At 38.3% G+C, this 16,101-nt stretch carries 13 protein-coding genes; 6 read left to right on the top strand and 7 right to left on the bottom strand.

Annotation, left to right across the window (positions count from 1 at the left end; translation table 11 throughout):
- Nucleotides 1-8 precede the first annotated feature (8 nt).
- From oadA to I6F45_RS04500, 4 genes are all read left to right on the top strand, one after another.
- The gene (oadA, locus tag I6F45_RS04515) at nt 9-1,790 is read left to right on the top strand and encodes a sodium-extruding oxaloacetate decarboxylase subunit alpha (RefSeq protein ID WP_165722092.1); all 1,782 of its coding nucleotides are present in this window, start codon (nt 9-11) and stop codon (nt 1,788-1,790) included.
- A 13-nt stretch (nt 1,791-1,803) separates the two neighbouring features.
- Nucleotides 1,804-2,934 carry a sodium ion-translocating decarboxylase subunit beta gene (locus tag I6F45_RS04510; RefSeq protein WP_197119248.1) on the top strand — a complete coding sequence of 377 codons (1,131 nt, stop codon included), beginning with the start codon at nt 1,804-1,806 and terminating at the stop codon, nt 2,932-2,934.
- A 142-nt stretch (nt 2,935-3,076) separates the two neighbouring features.
- Nucleotides 3,077-4,048 (top strand): aldo/keto reductase, encoded by a 972-nt coding sequence (locus I6F45_RS04505; protein ID WP_197159774.1) that lies wholly within the window; start codon nt 3,077-3,079, stop codon nt 4,046-4,048.
- Between the two features lie 13 nt (nt 4,049-4,061).
- Nucleotides 4,062-4,238, top strand: a complete 177-nt coding sequence (locus tag I6F45_RS04500) for a hypothetical protein (RefSeq protein WP_197159772.1) — start codon at nt 4,062-4,064, stop codon at nt 4,236-4,238.
- A gap of 74 nt (nt 4,239-4,312) precedes the next feature.
- On the opposite strand, the gene I6F45_RS04495 is transcribed toward I6F45_RS04500, so the two are convergent.
- Nucleotides 4,313-5,626: a peptidoglycan DD-metalloendopeptidase family protein gene (locus tag I6F45_RS04495; RefSeq protein WP_007585425.1), complete on the bottom strand. Its 1,314-nt coding sequence runs from the start codon at nt 5,624-5,626 to the stop codon at nt 4,313-4,315.
- A gap of 322 nt (nt 5,627-5,948) precedes the next feature.
- Between I6F45_RS04495 and tyrS the strand changes: the two genes are divergently transcribed.
- Complete coding sequence (tyrS, locus tag I6F45_RS04490) at nt 5,949-7,148, top strand: tyrosine--tRNA ligase (RefSeq protein WP_197159771.1); 1,200 nt, start codon at nt 5,949-5,951, stop codon at nt 7,146-7,148.
- A gap of 96 nt (nt 7,149-7,244) precedes the next feature.
- On the opposite strand, the gene I6F45_RS04485 is transcribed toward tyrS, so the two are convergent.
- The 4 genes from I6F45_RS04485 to folE2 form a co-directional block, all read right to left on the bottom strand.
- Nucleotides 7,245-8,189 carry a cobalamin biosynthesis protein CobD/CbiB gene (locus I6F45_RS04485; protein ID WP_197142711.1) on the bottom strand — a complete coding sequence of 315 codons (945 nt, stop codon included), beginning with the start codon at nt 8,187-8,189 and terminating at the stop codon, nt 7,245-7,247.
- Nucleotides 8,190-8,897, bottom strand: coding sequence for a 5'-methylthioadenosine/S-adenosylhomocysteine nucleosidase (gene mtnN, locus I6F45_RS04480; protein WP_024589694.1), 708 nt, complete (start codon nt 8,895-8,897; stop codon nt 8,190-8,192).
- A 122-nt stretch (nt 8,898-9,019) separates the two neighbouring features.
- A complete protein-coding gene (locus I6F45_RS04475) occupies nt 9,020-9,616 on the bottom strand; it encodes a DUF2726 domain-containing protein (RefSeq protein WP_007582968.1) in 597 nt (198 codons plus the stop codon).
- Between the two features lie 116 nt (nt 9,617-9,732).
- Entirely contained in the window at nt 9,733-10,653 is a 921-nt protein-coding gene (gene folE2 / locus I6F45_RS04470; protein ID WP_165727249.1) for a GTP cyclohydrolase FolE2, read from the bottom strand.
- 232 nt (nt 10,654-10,885) lie between these two features.
- Here folE2 and arcB point away from each other — a divergent pair, with 232 nt between their 5' ends.
- Nucleotides 10,886-13,204, top strand: coding sequence for an aerobic respiration two-component sensor histidine kinase ArcB (gene arcB / locus I6F45_RS04465; protein ID WP_101217457.1), 2,319 nt, complete (start codon nt 10,886-10,888; stop codon nt 13,202-13,204).
- Nucleotides 13,205-13,220: 16 nt separating this feature from the next.
- On the opposite strand, the gene arcA is transcribed toward arcB, so the two are convergent.
- Both arcA and I6F45_RS04455 read right to left on the bottom strand, forming a co-directional pair.
- The gene (gene arcA, locus I6F45_RS04460; protein WP_002962549.1) at nt 13,221-13,937 is read right to left on the bottom strand and encodes a two-component system response regulator ArcA; all 717 of its coding nucleotides are present in this window, start codon (nt 13,935-13,937) and stop codon (nt 13,221-13,223) included.
- 492 nt (nt 13,938-14,429) lie between these two features.
- Nucleotides 14,430-16,034, bottom strand: coding sequence for a sensor histidine kinase (locus tag I6F45_RS04455; RefSeq protein WP_007582962.1), 1,605 nt, complete (start codon nt 16,032-16,034; stop codon nt 14,430-14,432).
- Nucleotides 16,035-16,101: the final 67 nt, after the last annotated feature.

The following is a 16,101-nucleotide window of genomic DNA, read 5'->3' as shown; positions in this document are numbered from 1 at the left end:
GCACACACATGGCTAAATTAAAATTAACAGAATTGGTATTACGCGATGCGCACCAATCATTGCTCGCAACACGTATGCGCCTAGACGATATGCTACCTATTGCTAGCAAGCTAGATGATGCAGGTTATTGGTCTATTGAATCGTGGGGCGGTGCTACATTTGATTCGTGTATTCGTTATTTAGGCGAAGATCCTTGGGAGCGTATTCGCGCGCTTAAAAAAGCGATGCCTAATACTAAACAGCAAATGCTATTACGCGGTCAAAACCTATTAGGCTACCGCCATTACGCTGATGATGTAGTTGAAAAGTTTGTAGAACGCGCACATAAAAATGGCGTTGACGTATTTCGTATTTTCGATGCAATGAACGATGTACGTAACCTAGAAACAGCGATTAAAGCGGCTATAAAAGTAGGCGCACATGCTCAAGGTACTATTTCGTACACGGTAAGTCCTGTTCATACGCTTGATATGTGGCTGACTCTTGCTAAGCAATTAGAAGATTTAGGCTGTCACTCAATTTGTATTAAAGATATGGCGGGTTTATTAAAGCCGTACGATGCTGAAAAACTAATTAAAGCACTTAAGGAAACCGTGTCGGTTCCTATTGCTATGCAGTGCCACGCTACAACTGGTTTAAGTACTGCGACTTATCAAAAAGCGATTGATGCAGGCATTGATATGCTTGATACCGCTATTTCATCTATGAGTATGACTTACGGACACACAGCAACTGAAACTATTGTATCGATAGTTGAAGGAACTGAGCGCGATACTGACCTTGATTTAAATCATCTAGAAGAAATTGCTGCTTACTTTAGAGATGTACGTAAAAAATATGCGGCATTTGAAGGTAGCTTAAAAGGGGTTGATGGTCGTATTTTACTCGCTCAAGTACCTGGTGGCATGCTTACAAACATGGAAAACCAACTTAAAGAGCAAGGCGCGGCAGATAAGCTTAATGAAGTTTTGCTTGAGATCCCACGGGTACGTGAAGATCTTGGTTTTTTACCTTTAGTAACACCCACGTCGCAAATTGTAGGCACTCAAGCAGTACTTAACGTGCTAACCGGTGAGCGTTATAAAACAATTACTAAAGAAACTGCTGGCGTATTAAAAGGTGAATATGGCTTAACACCAGCACCAATGAATAAAGAGCTACAAGAGCGTGTGCTTGATGGAGCAGAGGTTATTACTTGTCGCCCTGCAGATAACATTGCACCAGAGCTTGCAACGCTTGAAGCTGAATTATTAAAAGAAGCACAAGAGCAAGGTTTAACACTTGCTGATGAGCAAATTGATGACGTACTAACTTATGCATTATTTCCGCAGGTTGGTTTGAAATTTATTAAAAATCGTAATAACCCTGATGCATTTGAGCCTATTCCTACCGTTGAAGATAAGAGCAATAAGGCAGCACCAAAATCAGGATCAAATAATAACAGCGTTAAAGCTGAGCAATACAGCGTAAAAGTAGATGGTAAAGTTTACGACGTAGTAGTGGCGCAAGGTGGTGAGCTAAAAGAAGTAACATTAAAAGACTCTGAGCACATTCCTCAGTCTGCTTCAGTTGCATCAGGTGAAACACTTAATGCACCGTTAGCAGGTAATATTTTTAAAATTAAAGTAAAAGCTGGGCAAGTTGTTAATGAAGGTGATGTAGTGATTATTATGGAAGCCATGAAAATGGAAACTGAAATACGCGCAATGCATACCGGAACTATTGCCGAAGTGTTGGTTGGTGAAGGCGATGCTGTAACTACCGGCGACGCTATGATTGCATTAGCTTAGGAGTAAATAGAGGATGGAAGGTATTTTAAACCTCTGGAATGCGACAGGCATTGCTAACTTTACAATCCCATCATTAATTATGATTGCGGTAGGGTGTTTATTACTGTTTTTAGCGATAGCTAAAGGCTTTGAACCACTATTATTACTACCTATTGGTTTTGGTGCAATTTTAACAAATGTACCAGTGGCAGGTTTGTCAGACCCAGGTGGGCTTTTGTATTACGTTTATTACGTGGGTATTGATACGGGGATTTTTCCGTTATTAATATTTATGGGAGTAGGGGCGCTGACCGACTTTAGCGCGCTTATTGCAAACCCACGTATGTTGTTATTAGGTGCGGCTGCACAGTTTGGTATTTTTGCTACTTTGTTTGGCGCAATATTATTAAATTATGTACCAGGTTTTGAGTTTACCCTACAGGATGCATCAGCTATTGCCATTATTGGTGGTGCCGATGGGCCAACAGCAATATTTTTAGCATCAAAACTGGCACCTGATTTACTTGGTGCAATAGCGGTAGCCGCATATTCATACATGGCTCTTGTACCAATTATTCAACCGCCAATTATGCGTGCGTTAACAACCCCAGAAGAACGTAAAATTAAGATGCCAGAGCTTCGCAAAATATCTAAAAAGGAAAAGATTATTTTCCCTCTTATGGTGCTTAGCTTAACGGCTATGTTTTTACCGGCTGCTATACCGCTTGTAGGTATGTTTTGTTTAGGTAACTTAATGCGAGAGTCGGGTGTTGTTGATAGATTAAGTAACAGTGCTCAAAACGAAATCATCAATGTTACAACTATATTTTTAGGTTTAGCTGTAGGTTCAAAGCTTGCTGCAGATAAGTTTTTAACTGTTGAGACGATTGGTATTTTAGTGCTTGGCGCACTGGCTTTTGCAATTGGTACTGCATCTGGCGTATTTATGGCAAAAGGACTTAACCGCATATCTAAAACACCTATAAACCCATTAATTGGGGCAGCAGGTGTATCGGCTGTGCCAATGGCGGCACGAGTAGTTAATAAAGTTGGCCTTGAAAGCAACCCACATAACTTTTTACTTATGCATGCTATGGGACCCAACGTAGCGGGTGTACTTGGTAGTGCAGTTGCTGCGGGTATTTTATTAGCACTTGTTGGCTAATAATTAACGTGGTAGTTAATAAATGATTTAGCGCAGTTTACTGCGCTTTTTTTTGTTCTTAATTTGTTCACCGCTAAATGGTTTCTTGTTCAGCGCTTTTTGTTTACAGTAACAGCTCTTCAAAATTTTAAGGATAGTTATCATGCTTCACACACCTTTAGCAAAGCACTTACCTCATGTTAGTAAACTTGTATTCGGATGCATGGGTCTGGGAGGCGGTTGGAATAAAGACGCAATCACTGATGCACATGTTAAGCAAACTCATGAATGCATAGATAACGCTATTGAAGGTGGCATTAACTTTTTTGACCATGCTGATATTTATACTTTTGGTAAAGCGGAGCAGGTTTTTGGTAAAGCATTAAGCGAGCGACCAGAGCTTAGAGAGCACATGTATATTCAATCTAAGTGTGGGATTCGTTTTGAAGATGACTTAGGGCCAAAGCGCTATGATTTTTCATCAAAGTGGATTGAGCAATCAGTTGAAGCATCCTTGAAGCGATTAAATACAGACTATTTAGACGTACTTATGCTACATCGTCCTGATCCACTCATGGAAGCTAACGAAATTGCTCGCATATTTAGTTGCTTAAAAGAAAGCGGTAAAGTGCGCAATTTTGCAGTATCGAATATGCAGCAACATCAAATGAATTTTTTACAGCATGCACTTGATATGCCGATTGTGGCTAATCAAATTGAGGCTAGTTTACAAAAACATCAGTTTGTTGATGAAGGTGTATATGCCGGTAACAGTGACGGTAAGGATCTTAATTTTACGCCCGGTAGTATTGAGTACTGTCGCCATTTTGAAATTCAAATTCAAAGCTGGGGCAGTTTATGCCAAGGATTATACAGCGGCAGTGATTTATCAAACGCATCGCAGGCTGATATAAACACCAGTATTTTAGTTAATAAGCTGGCTGCACTTTATGATACGTCTGCTGAGGCTATAGTCATTGCATGGTTACTGCGCCATCCCGCATCTATTCAGCCGATTATTGGAACAACTAATGCCAAGCGTATTAAAGCCTCTTGTGATGCTGTAAACGTACAGCTAACTCGTGAGCATTGGTATGCACTTTATGTAAGCGCTAAAGGCCATGAGCTACCATAAGTAGGACATTGATATGAATATATTCGTTATTTTAATTGGGTTGTTTATAGCACTTGCGGTGCTTATACCTTTGCTTGAAAAGTATCAAAGTAAAATGGGGCTTGATGGCGCAACCAAGTACAGCAAATATATTTGGCCGTTAGTGATGGTATCTTTAGTTGTTCAGCTCATTTATGTATTAATGTACTAATGGTTTTTAGCGTACACAAAAAAGCCTTTGCAGGTTTAACCTGCAAAGGCTTTTTTAATGTTTATTAATAAACTTTATTTAAGTGCTAACTGTAGCTCGCGATTGCGCTCAAGTTGGGCAATAAAATTATCTGCAATAGGTTTAAACTTAGCAAGTTCTGAGCGAGGTAATGGCTCTGACTTAGGAAGTTTTACTGTTTTAGGATTACGGTGAACGCCATTTACTAAAAATTCATAGTGTAAATGCGCGCCAGTAACACGACCCGTAGAACCTACAGTACCAATTTGTTGGCCCTGTTTAACTTTTTGGCCCGTTTTAACTAGTTTCTTATTTAGGTGTAAGTACTTAGTTACATATTGTGTGCCATGGCTAATAAAGACGTAGTTACCGTTGTACTTGCTGTAACCCGCTTTAACTACCTTACCGTTCCCTGATGCAACCACCGGTGTGCCAGTGCGTGCCGCAAAGTCGATACCACGGTGCGCTCTAACTTGCCCAGTAACTGGGTGTAAGCGACGAGGATTAAAGCTCGAACTAATATACTTAAAGCTTACAGGTGCACGTAAAAATGCTTTTTTCATGCTACGCCCTTCAGGCGTATAAAAATTGCCGTCGGTATGGCGAATCGCTGCAAAGCGCTGACCTTGGTTTACAAATTCAGCGGCAATAATTTTACCGGTACCAATAAACTCGCCATCAACATAATGAGACTCATAAATTAAGCCAAACACATCGCCTTTACGAATGTCGTTTGCAAAATCAACATCCCAACCAAATATGTCAGCAAAGTTCATTATTTGACGTTCGCTTAAACCAGCCGCTATTGCTGAAGTCCAAAAGTTGTTAGATATTTCGCCGCCAGCGGTTTTGGTCAGCGTTTCAATTTCTTTACTATCAATAGCTGTATCGTAGTTACCTTCTTCATTTAAGGTAACAAATAAAGTATCGGTTTTTGAAATCACATAGCGCAGTTGAGCCAAAGAGCCATCTTCAGCTGTCGCAAAGCTAAGTATTTCACCAGGGTGAATTTTAGTTAGCTTGCGCGTTTCTGCGTTAGTGTTAATTAGTTTATGGAGCGTTTGAGCTGAAAAACCAGCACGTTTGAAGATAATTGCTAAATTGTCGCCATTTTTAACTTTATGATCGACAAAGTCGTATTCTGGTAACTTTTCTGCTGCTTGCTCTGAATTTAACTCAGTTAATTTTTCGTTGTCATCAACTTTAACTTGTAACTCATAGCGCTTGCCTATCTCTAATGCATCTGCATTATTGTCTTTAGAAGCAGTCGCTTTTTCAGAAGGAAGAAATGCCAAGCCGGCAATAGCAGAAACTAAACCTAAAATAAGCAATTTGTGTTTTTTTGGGAGAGTGTTAACCACGTGAACCATAACGTGCCTTTTTCTGCTGTCAAGATAATAAATACATAATATTGCAGGATATACTTAATAATGTACGAATACTAGTGCTTTGTAGATTTAAACTAACCTTAAACTACGCTAAAATCAGGGTTAGGAAGCCTTTTTTAACGTCCTATCTAACTAAGACTCAATTCATTTTGTTTAGTTGCATTAATAACTTAAAAAGTTATTTTAATTAGGTAGAAATTTGTTATGTTAGCTACATATATATATTCGGTTTAAACCTATATTAAACCGTGATTACAAGTAACTAGTCCGCCCCTTCGTAGGCAGAATTTTGGAGTAACACAAAGTGGATTTACAAACCGCTCTAGCAGAGATAAAACGCGGTGCAGAAGAAATATTAATTGAAGACGAACTAGTTGAAAAACTAAAGTCGAGCAAAAAGCTAAAAATAAAAGCTGGCTTTGATCCTACAGCCCCTGATTTACATTTAGGGCACACAGTACTAATTAATAAAATGAAAACCTTTCAGGATTTAGGTCATGAGGTTATTTTCTTAATTGGTGACTTTACTGGCATGATTGGTGACCCAACAGGTAAAAACGTAACGCGTAAACCACTTACTCGCGAAGACGTACTAGCCAATGCCGAAACATATAAAGAACAAGTATTCAAAATTCTAGATCCTGCTAAAACCACTGTTGCATTTAACTCTACTTGGATGGAAAAGTTAGGCGCTGCAGGTATGATAAAACTTGCTGCTAACCAAACAGTAGCGCGTATGCTTGAACGAGATGACTTTAAAAAGCGTTACGGCAGCGGTCAACCAATTGCAATTCACGAGTTTTTATATCCACTGGTACAAGGTTGGGATTCGGTTGCACTAGAGTCAGATGTTGAACTAGGCGGTACTGATCAGCGCTTTAACTTGCTAATGGGTCGTGAGCTACAAAAAGTTGAAGGCCAAAAGCCGCAAACAGTATTAATGATGCCATTACTTGAAGGTACTGACGGCGTTCAAAAAATGTCTAAGTCGCTTGGTAACTACATTGGTATTACTGATGCGCCAAACGATATGTTTGGTAAAATAATGTCAATTAGTGATGTGCTAATGTGGCGTTATTACGATTTATTAAGCGCGCTTTCTATTGAAGAAATTGCAGCTCAAAAAGAACGTGTTGAGCAAGGTACTAACCCGCGCGATATTAAAATAGAACTAGCTAAAGAGTTAATTGCTCGTTTTCATAGTGAAGCTGATGCACAAGGTGCACATGACGATTTTATCCAGCGTTTTCAGAAAAAAGCGCTACCAGATGAAATCCCAGAGCTAACAGTCACTATCGCAGAAGATACTATTTTAATTGCTAACTTACTTAAAGAAGCAAACTTAGTAGTAAGTACATCAGAAGCAATGCGTATGATTAAGCAAGGCGCTGTTAAACTTAACGGTGAAGATAAAATCACTGACACCAAACTTGAAATAGCAAAAGGTACAACGGCTATTTACCAAGTAGGTAAACGTAAGTTTGCAAACATCACTGTAGCTTAAATACCGTTTGAAAACTAAAAAACCAGCCTAGGCTGGTTTTTTTGTGCTCGTATTTTGGGGTCTGTAAATAGTTACGAGGTAGTCACTAAATAGTCACTAAATCACTTTTAATATTTTAATACTTACAATTACTAACAACCAAAATACACGCGCCTGATTTAATCTATTAATTATTACAGGTACATCCTCGGGTGTAGGTAGTCTATCAGTACCTATACGCATTTTATTAAAGCGAGTACCTAAATAAACTGCAGGCCCGCCCAGCTGCACGCCAAGTGATGCAGAGCATGTGCTTAGTAGCCAACCTGTATTTGTTTGATAAAAATGTCTACCATAATGCTTTATGTAGTGCATGCTTTGTTTGCTCGCTCTACTTGCTGCAATAGTTAAAGCGAGTAAGCGCATTGGAATATACTCAATAATAAACAACAGAGTTTTAAGCGGTTTTAAAAAGTAGCTATTTGGGGATATGTCACTACGCCAGGCTTGTTGTATTAAAGTAAGTAATCGATAGGCGAGGGCCGCAATAGGGCCAAAGGCTAAAAATATAAATATAACTACGAAATAGTATCGAGCAGTGCGCAGTATTAAGCTTTCAATTAATGCTTTGATAATACCAGGAGATGAAAGCCTATTAACTTCACGGGCAAGCAGTGGTTTTAGTAATTCGCGTGCTGTCGATTTTTGATTTTGTTTAGTTAGCTTTGCAATGCGAAGTGCTTTTTTATCAATACTCTTACTTTCTAAGCATAAGTATAAAATAAGGCCAGCGAGTAATTCAGGATAAAAAGCAAACTCGAGTAGTAACACTACAATAATGAGAATGACACTTAAAATGAGCGTGCTTGCGAGTATAGCTGCCAAATATTGATAGCTTTTAGGTTCTTTGCTTTTGTATATGCGCTTGCCAATAGCACCAAAAACAGCATTTAGCGCTGTATTAGGATGATACCAGCTAATAAGGGGAATAAAGCGCTCAGCAAGGAGCGCTAGTATGAAGGCAATAAAGTCCAAGTGATTTTGAACAATATTGCTAAGCATTTACAGAGACACTGCAGTTAGCTTTTCTAAAAGTGCGACAACCATTTTAGATGAGTTGATTGATGCTGTTTCTAGGTATTCTTCAAACGATTGTGGTGACTCTTTACCTGCAATATCAGACATTGAGCGAATTACAACAAATGGTGTGTTAAGCGTAAAACACGTTTGTGCAATTGAAGCGCCTTCCATTTCAACGGCAAGCATTGTAGGAAAATCACTGCGTGCTTTATCGATACGCACAGGGTCACACATAAATGTGTCACCAGTACAAATTAAGCCAACAAGTGTTTTAACATCACTGATTTGTTCGATTGTTTGTTGTGCTGCTTCAACTAATTTAGGGTGAGCTGTAAAGCCTGCTGGCATTTGTGGTACTTGGCCAATTTCGTAGCCAAAAGCAGTAACATCTACATCGTGATGACGTACTTCTGACGAAATTACTACGTCGCCAACACTTAGAGAAGGATCGAATCCACCGGCAGAGCCTGTGTTAATTACGCAATCAGGTTTGAAGTTATCAATCAGTAAGGTAGTTGCAATTGTTGATGCTACTTTACCAATACCAGATTGAACAAGTGTTACTGTGTTACCAGCCAATTCACCAGTATAAAAAGTGAAACCTGCTTTAGTTAAAATTTGTGGGTTTTGCATCGCTTCACGTAAAATTTTAACTTCTGGCTCCATTGCGCCAATAATACCAACATTCATAATGTTTAATTCCTGAGTTTGAATCACTTGATTATACGTGAAGTTAGCAATAAAAAACAAAAAAGCGAGCTTGTTTATAAGCTCGCTTTAAATACTTTTTAGGAGAGTATTTAATTTGGTTTTTAAATTTCAGCTAAAGCAGTTGTTTGTGCTTTGGCTTGAGAAGGTGAAAGTACCGCTGGCTTGTGTGAGCGATTACGAACAGGACGCTGCGTTTGTGTTGCTGCAGGCTTACCAAGTTTAAACATAATTGCATCGCGCACTTCTGATGGACGGTAGCCCGATTTAACTTTCATACGAATATGTGGAATACCCGCAGACTCTAGTGCACCGTTTACAAACCAGTCGCGTTGAGCTTTGTGGCCATCTTTATTGGCATTGTTAACTAGGTCAACGGCCGCAACAATAGTTAGTTTTTCTTTATCGATTAATACAAAGTCGAGTTGCTTATTTTTAGCTTTAGCTAAAGCAGCACGTTTAGATTTAATAGAAAGACCTTGCTTACAGTCAATAACGTCAATTAGCTTAACGCGACTAACAATTTTATATTGATCGCCTACAGCACGCTCGAGAAGATTTAAAAAAGCGCCCTCAACCTGCGTAAAAACAGTTTGCTTGCGGGTAAAAGGATACGGGTTTCCGCCATCGTCATTAAATTTTGACGCAACAACAGAAGCCCCGACAACTAATACTAGAATTAATAATAAAGCGAATTCCATACGGTAACTCCATAACAACAAATTGACACTGCCCAAATAAAGCAATTTACGTGCCTAAAAAGTATGAGTTATAAAATAATTACCAACTGTTTATAAAAGCTAAAACTATGTAGCTATTAAGCTTTGTATCCACCTTTAATACCTTTAACCGCAATAGCTACAGCATCGTGTGCATGGAGTGATTCATAATGGTTTATTTGCAGCCAGTAATCGCTGTAATTATCTGTTTCTAATAAAGCTTTAATTTTACGCGCTGCATCTTCACAAAACATAAGATTTTGACCATTTAAACGGGCAAATTCTTGCTCGTCTTCGCGTTTTACTGCCGCTTGTACAGGCGTTTTAAGTTCAGCTTCGAGGGTATTTATTAGAGTCACTACGTCAAATTCTTGAATATTGCTATCAAGCTTTACTTTTACGTTGGCAATAGAGCGCTGCGAGTGAGGTGTAGCTACTATGCCTTGAGTAGTGCCTAGCCATTCGTGCACATCTTTTTGGCTTAAGGTTTCTTGGTTAAACTTTTCGTTAAACGCGTTTTGTATAAGCTGGCGTGCAAGTGCTGCAGAGCAAGGGCACGTTGAAGAATAGGTAACATCTACGGTTAGCTCGTAGCTAATAATGTTATTTTCAATTGTACTGGTAAGTAAAACTGGGTAGCTTTTCCAGCCCGCTTTACCACTTAATAGTGATTTACGGCGTAGCGGTAATTCAAATTTAAATTCAATTTGTGCTTTATCGCTCAGCCCTTCGTGGCTAGTTATAAAGGTATCGAGTGCTTGCGCTATTGTTTGCGGATTGACTTGCTGCTCAGTTGAAAGCAGGTCAAGTGCTAAAAATAGACGTGACATATGAATGCCTTTGGCATCTTCTTTATGCAAATTTACAAATGCACGAGCTTTGGCATTTACTGTAACTGGAGATAAGTCTCGTGACTCAAAAATAAATGGCAGTTCGATTTCGCCCATGCCAACCCAGTCTAATTTACCTGTTTGTAAAGCGGGTGCAGTGTCTGCTATATCTGGCATATTGGTTTGCATGTGCGCTACTCGTATTTTGGAGATAATAAAGCGGGGCATTTTACACTAAATAATTTATTGCTGAAATGATGAGTTTAAGAGATGAGCAAAATCAAACATGAAAAATTCTGTTTTTATCGCACAACATGGGTAGTGGTAGGAGAAAAATGCTAAAATCTGGGAAAATGGTATGTTTATACATGCGCATTGCCTTCTTTATATTTAAGCACACAGCTAAGAGATAAAATTACGTATGACCGATTATTCTTTGAGCCCTTGGGCTCGGGTACTTTCCAGCTCAATAACGCGATTTGGTGAATTTAAAACCGCAGCTATTTGTTACACTTTATTTTTAACTGTATCTCTTATTTTATCGAGCATGTTTTATTATGTTGCGATAGGCGAATTACACCTTGTTGATATTTTGGCTGTGGTATTTTTTACGGCTGTAGTTTCTCCTTTAATTATAAGTGTATTACTTAATTCAATTCGTCAATTAGATGCCTCGTATGCTTATTTAGATAGCGCAACCAAGCAGGAGAAGCTCTTAAACCAAACCCTAAAAGACAACATTAGTCGTTTAAATATTGAAATTGATGAGCGTAAAATGGCATTTCATGCCAAGCATCGCGCTATTGAAGAGCTGCGCCGAGAAATTGCTGAGCGTAAAAAAACACAACAAGAACTTGCCCAACAAAGTATGTTGCAACGCTCAATCGTTGATTCATCTCCCGATCTATTTTATTACCGCGATAACAACGGTGTATTTGCCGGCTGTAATAAAATGTTTGAAGAGGTAATGGGAAAATCAAGTAGTGAGTTAATAGGAAAAACGGTTGAGCAGATATTCCCGAGTCATTTTTTAGCTGAAGTTTTGGCAACCGATAAAGAAGTAGAGCAAAGCCATAAAGCACTAACTATAGATGTAGGCTATGAAGTAAATGGTGAAACACGTTGGTTTGAGCTGCGTAAATTACCTTTTATAAATGATGACGGTGACTACATTGGTTTACTGGGCTTTGGTCGTGATATCACTAGCCGTAAAGAAGCTGCACAAGCACTCGAAACTGCCTATAAAGACAAAGGTAAGTTTATTGCTACGCTGAGCCATGAACTACGTACTCCTTTAAATGGCATTGTTGGTTTAACGCGTATGTTATTAGATACAGAGCTTAATAAGCAGCAGCGTAGTTGGGGCAATACTATTTTTTCGAGTGCTGAAACACTCGGTAATATTTTTAACGATATTATAGATTTAGATAAAATAGATAGAGATCAGCTCGATATAGCAACTAATTCTATTAATGTGTCAGACTTTATAAACGATGTAGTTAATTTTGCAGGCTTAATAGCAGAGCAAAAAGAGCTTGAGTTTGATATTAAGCGCAATGGCATACTTGATGTTTACGCGCAGCTCGATCCGACTCGATTACGCCAAGTTGTTTGGAACTTAATTAACAACGCCGTTAAGTTTACTCAGCAAGGCAAAGTAACACTCGAATGCAGCAGAGAAAATCGCGTAGAAGGCCCATGGTTAGTTATTAAGGTACTAGATACCGGTCAAGGTATTCCACCAGAGCAGCTTGCCCATATATTTGATATGTATTACAAAGCGCCGGATTTAAAAGGCACTAACGCAATAGGTTCAGGTATTGGTTTAGCTGTAACCAAGGCACTTGTAAGTGCAATGAAAGGGATAATTACGGTAAATAGTACTGAAGGCGAAGGAAGTTGTTTTACAGTGCAAATACCGCTTAGTTTATGTGTTGCACCAACAGAGCAAAGTTATGTTGGCCGTGGTTTGTATATTCTACTAGTAGAAGATGTGCCTCTTAACGCCGAAATTGCTACAAACCTATTAGAGCAACGCGGCCATGAAGTGTTATGGGCTGAAACCGGTGAAGATGCGCTCTCGTTTGTCGAAACCGAAGATGACTTAGATTTAGTACTACTTGATATGCAATTGCCAGATATAAACGGTGACGTGGTTGCTAAACAAATACGCTCAGATAGCCACTTCGATAAATTACCTATTGTTGCTTTAACTGCCAATGTACGCAGTGCTGAAAAAGAGCTTGAAGGTATATCAATACAAGGTGCGTTGGCTAAACCAATTAACACAGTTAAGCTTGATAAAATGCTGGCTGACTTATTTGGCATTAAGCAAAGTGAATGCACAGAGCCACAGCTAAAAGTAAGTGAAGAAGCGCTAGAGGGCATTGATGCACACTTATTAGATATTGAAACAATAGAAGACTTTGTAAATTCGATGGGCTTAGTTGTATTTAGACGCAGTAGTCAGTTATTCGAAAAGCTAAGTCCACAATATCAGCAAGAATTACTTACTTCATTAAATGCCGGCGATAGAGAAGAGTATGAATCAGTAGCGCATAAACTTAAAGGTGCGGCTGGCTCGGTAGGTTTAAATGATGTGCAGCTTCATGCCAAAATAATGGAGCATGGTGCGATTGATGAATCTGATGAAGTGTTAAAGCAGTGGTTAGATGTTTTAGCAGATAAAATAAATGAAGGACAAAAAGCCCTTCATTTATTTTTACAGCAATTAGAGTAAAACTAATTAGCTCTAATTAAGCGTCAATTTTACCAATGAAACGGTAACCTTCACCATGGATGGTGCTGATTAACTCTGACGTTGAGTTATCACTCTCAAAATGCTTACGAATGCGACGAATAGTAACATCAACAGTACGGTCATTTGCACGAAGCTCACGGCCTGTCATGTGCTTGATTAATTGCTCACGACTAAAAATACGACCTGGAGAATCAAGCATTAAACGAAGTGCTCTGTACTCACCTTTTGGTAAACGTTTAGCGTCGCCATTTGGAGAAGTAAGACAGCGGCTATTCTCATCAAGTTCCCAACCGTTAAACGTAATAACACCATTTGTTTCTAGTGCAGACTCTTCACCGCCTAAAGCAGTACGAGTAATAAGGTTGCGAGCTCTAATAGTTAATTCACGCGGGTTGAATGGCTTAGTAACATAGTCATCTGCGCCAATTTCAAGACCTAAAATACGGTCAACATCGTTGTCACGACCGGTTAGGAATATAAGACCTACTTTACGCTTTTGGCGTAATTCACGGGCTAAAATAAGACCGTTTTTACCAGGAAGGTTGATATCCATAACTACAAGATTAACGTCATCGTTATTTGTAAGCTTGTCATGCATATCATCGCCATCAATGGCTTCAATAACTTTGTACCCTTCAGCTTCAAATAAACTAACTAGGTTCAGTCGAGTTACGTCTTCATCTTCTACGATTAGAATGACTGGCGTTTGCATTATTAATTAACCTTTTGGAATATTTTATTTATAAAAAAAACCGGTGACGAATTTATAACCGATTACTAGAGATTATAGGATTATACCCATTTGTTAACAAGGAAAAAACAAATTGGATAAAAATAAAACAGTAGGGTGTCCAAAGTCTACTAAAAAGGGCAGTGCAAAAACTACTGTTTAATTGATATATACGTGGATGTAGCTATTTGAATCATAAAGTCGAAGCCATTTTCCTTTAATAATTGATACATCATTCAATCAAACAAGGTACTTAAAATAATCAGACTAATTCAAAGCAAAACTATATCACTTTCTAACCTTTCATCAATGTATGTGATACAGCAAAGATAAAAAAGTTCATAAATCGCTTGGTAATATTTATTTAATGCAATTAAATAATGTTACGCGCTTATCACATGCCTCATTAATGAGGTCATTAAATGCTAATTCAAGGATAAATTTTAAATATATGCACTTTTTAGTGATCTTTATTTAAGGAATAGTAATTATAAAGCGAGCACCGTGTTTTTCTTCAAGATCAAACATAACTCTTCCGCCAAGTGCTTGTGTTACTAGGTTGTAGACCAAGTGCATGCCTAAGCCGCTTGCGCCTTGTCCGCGCTTTGAAGTTACAAACGGGTCAAAAATTCTATTTTTAATGTTTTTATCAACACCTTGACCATTGTCAGAATAAACTATTGTTAATTTTTTCCCTACTAATTCTACGTCAAAGCGAATTTCATTATTTTCTTTACCTATAAATCCATGAATCACAGAGTTCATAAGCAACTGCTGAAACACTTGTTGCAGAGGTTCAGACTTACTATGAATAGCCAAGTCGGTCGGACAGTTAATAATAACGACAGGCTTTTTAGGCAGTAGTTCAGATTGAATCGATGTTAAAACATCACTTATTAATTTATGTACATTAATATAGGTATTAACACCGTCGTCTTGAATAACGGCCACTTTTTTAAAGTTAGATATCAGGTCTGCGGCACGATTTAGATTACGATAAATTAAGTCTAAGTTTTCAATACCTTCATCTATAAAGCGTTTTAGATGGCTTGAGGTAAGTTTTTTATCGTCAAAGCTTTGCTGTATATCTGCCAGTTTATCTCGAAGTAATGTAGAGCCTGTAATACCTAGCCCTATTGGTGTATTCACTTCATGGGCAACCCCAGCAACCATTTGCCCAAGCGATGCCATTTTTTCGTTTTCAACAATTTGCGTTTGGTACTGATGCATTCTCTCAAGGGTTGATAAAAGCTCTTGATTTGCTTCTCTGAGAGCGATTGTTCGCTGGTTTACTTTTTCTTCAAGGCTCTGGTTTAGTTGTTTTATTTCTTGTTTATCTTTTTCGTGGCGCTCAAGTTGCTTTTTGGTACGTGTAAGCATGATATTTAAACTATTTGAAAGAGCGGTTATTTCTTTTACATCGGTTATTGGCGCGCGTGCATCATAGTTATGATTTTTAGATACATCCTGCAATAGCATGCTTAACTGCTCTATTGGCTTGGCTATACGTCGTTGAACTTTTATAGCAATAAAGTAAACAACGATTAAAATTAATAGAGTTAATAGCACGTCTATTAATATTTTTCTCTCAATATAAGTCTCTAAACTTTCGAGGCTCCCTCGCATATATACATAACCTACCAACTTTTCGTTATCGTAAATAGGGCGGGTTAGTTCAATATGATCGCTCGTAATTCGTGGCGTTTTTAGCTCATCAACACTGTCTATTCTTAACGGCACCGGAGGCGTTTTTTTTGCATTAAAGCTAATAAAAAAAACAGGTTTTTGAGATGCTTTTTCTATTGAATAAATATGTATGTTTTTTACAAGAGGGATATTTTCAAATGACTTGAGGCGTTTTTCTTCTGTTTTTCTATCATCTTCAACTACTGATTTACCAGCATCAAAAGCTACAATTTCAGAAAGTATGACGAGTTTATTAATGATTAATTGCTTTTGCTCTTTTACGCTTAAATAAGTAGATATCGAAATAGATAGCGACAAGCAAATAGCTGTAATAAGCATAATTAAATTTATGAGTGCTTTGCGAATGCTACTTTGATGAACTTTTTTAGGCATTATTTCGTTATCGCCTGAATTAATTTTGATTATTTAGAATTTTAGTTTAGCAAAGACGGGAGAAAAT

The sequence above is a fragment of the Pseudoalteromonas sp. SWYJZ19 genome (assembly GCF_015864375.1).
Classification (GTDB): Bacteria; Pseudomonadota; Gammaproteobacteria; order Enterobacterales; family Alteromonadaceae; genus Pseudoalteromonas; species Pseudoalteromonas arctica.
Note: the sequence above shows the minus strand (reverse complement) of the source record. Positions and strands in the feature narration are given on the sequence as shown.

What these genes read in the sequence shown, in the direction of transcription:
- arcB (WP_101217457.1), top strand. Translation starts at nt 10,886, where the DNA reads ATGACCGATTATTCTTTGAGCCCTTGGGCTCGGGTACTTTCCAGCTCA.
- I6F45_RS04500 (WP_197159772.1), top strand. Translation starts at nt 4,062, where the DNA reads ATGAATATATTCGTTATTTTAATTGGGTTGTTTATAGCACTTGCGGTG.
- I6F45_RS04510 (WP_197119248.1), top strand. Translation starts at nt 1,804, where the DNA reads ATGGAAGGTATTTTAAACCTCTGGAATGCGACAGGCATTGCTAACTTT.
- mtnN (WP_024589694.1), bottom strand. Translation starts at nt 8,897, where the DNA reads ATGAATGTTGGTATTATTGGCGCAATGGAGCCAGAAGTTAAAATTTTA.
- folE2 (WP_165727249.1), bottom strand. Translation starts at nt 10,653, where the DNA reads ATGCAAACCAATATGCCAGATATAGCAGACACTGCACCCGCTTTACAA.
- I6F45_RS04505 (WP_197159774.1), top strand. Translation starts at nt 3,077, where the DNA reads ATGCTTCACACACCTTTAGCAAAGCACTTACCTCATGTTAGTAAACTT.
- I6F45_RS04485 (WP_197142711.1), bottom strand. Translation starts at nt 8,189, where the DNA reads ATGCTTAGCAATATTGTTCAAAATCACTTGGACTTTATTGCCTTCATA.
- I6F45_RS04475 (WP_007582968.1), bottom strand. Translation starts at nt 9,616, where the DNA reads ATGGAATTCGCTTTATTATTAATTCTAGTATTAGTTGTCGGGGCTTCT.
- oadA (WP_165722092.1), top strand. Translation starts at nt 9, where the DNA reads ATGGCTAAATTAAAATTAACAGAATTGGTATTACGCGATGCGCACCAA.
- I6F45_RS04455 (WP_007582962.1), bottom strand. Translation starts at nt 16,034, where the DNA reads ATGCCTAAAAAAGTTCATCAAAGTAGCATTCGCAAAGCACTCATAAAT.
- arcA (WP_002962549.1), bottom strand. Translation starts at nt 13,937, where the DNA reads ATGCAAACGCCAGTCATTCTAATCGTAGAAGATGAAGACGTAACTCGA.
- I6F45_RS04495 (WP_007585425.1), bottom strand. Translation starts at nt 5,626, where the DNA reads ATGGTTCACGTGGTTAACACTCTCCCAAAAAAACACAAATTGCTTATT.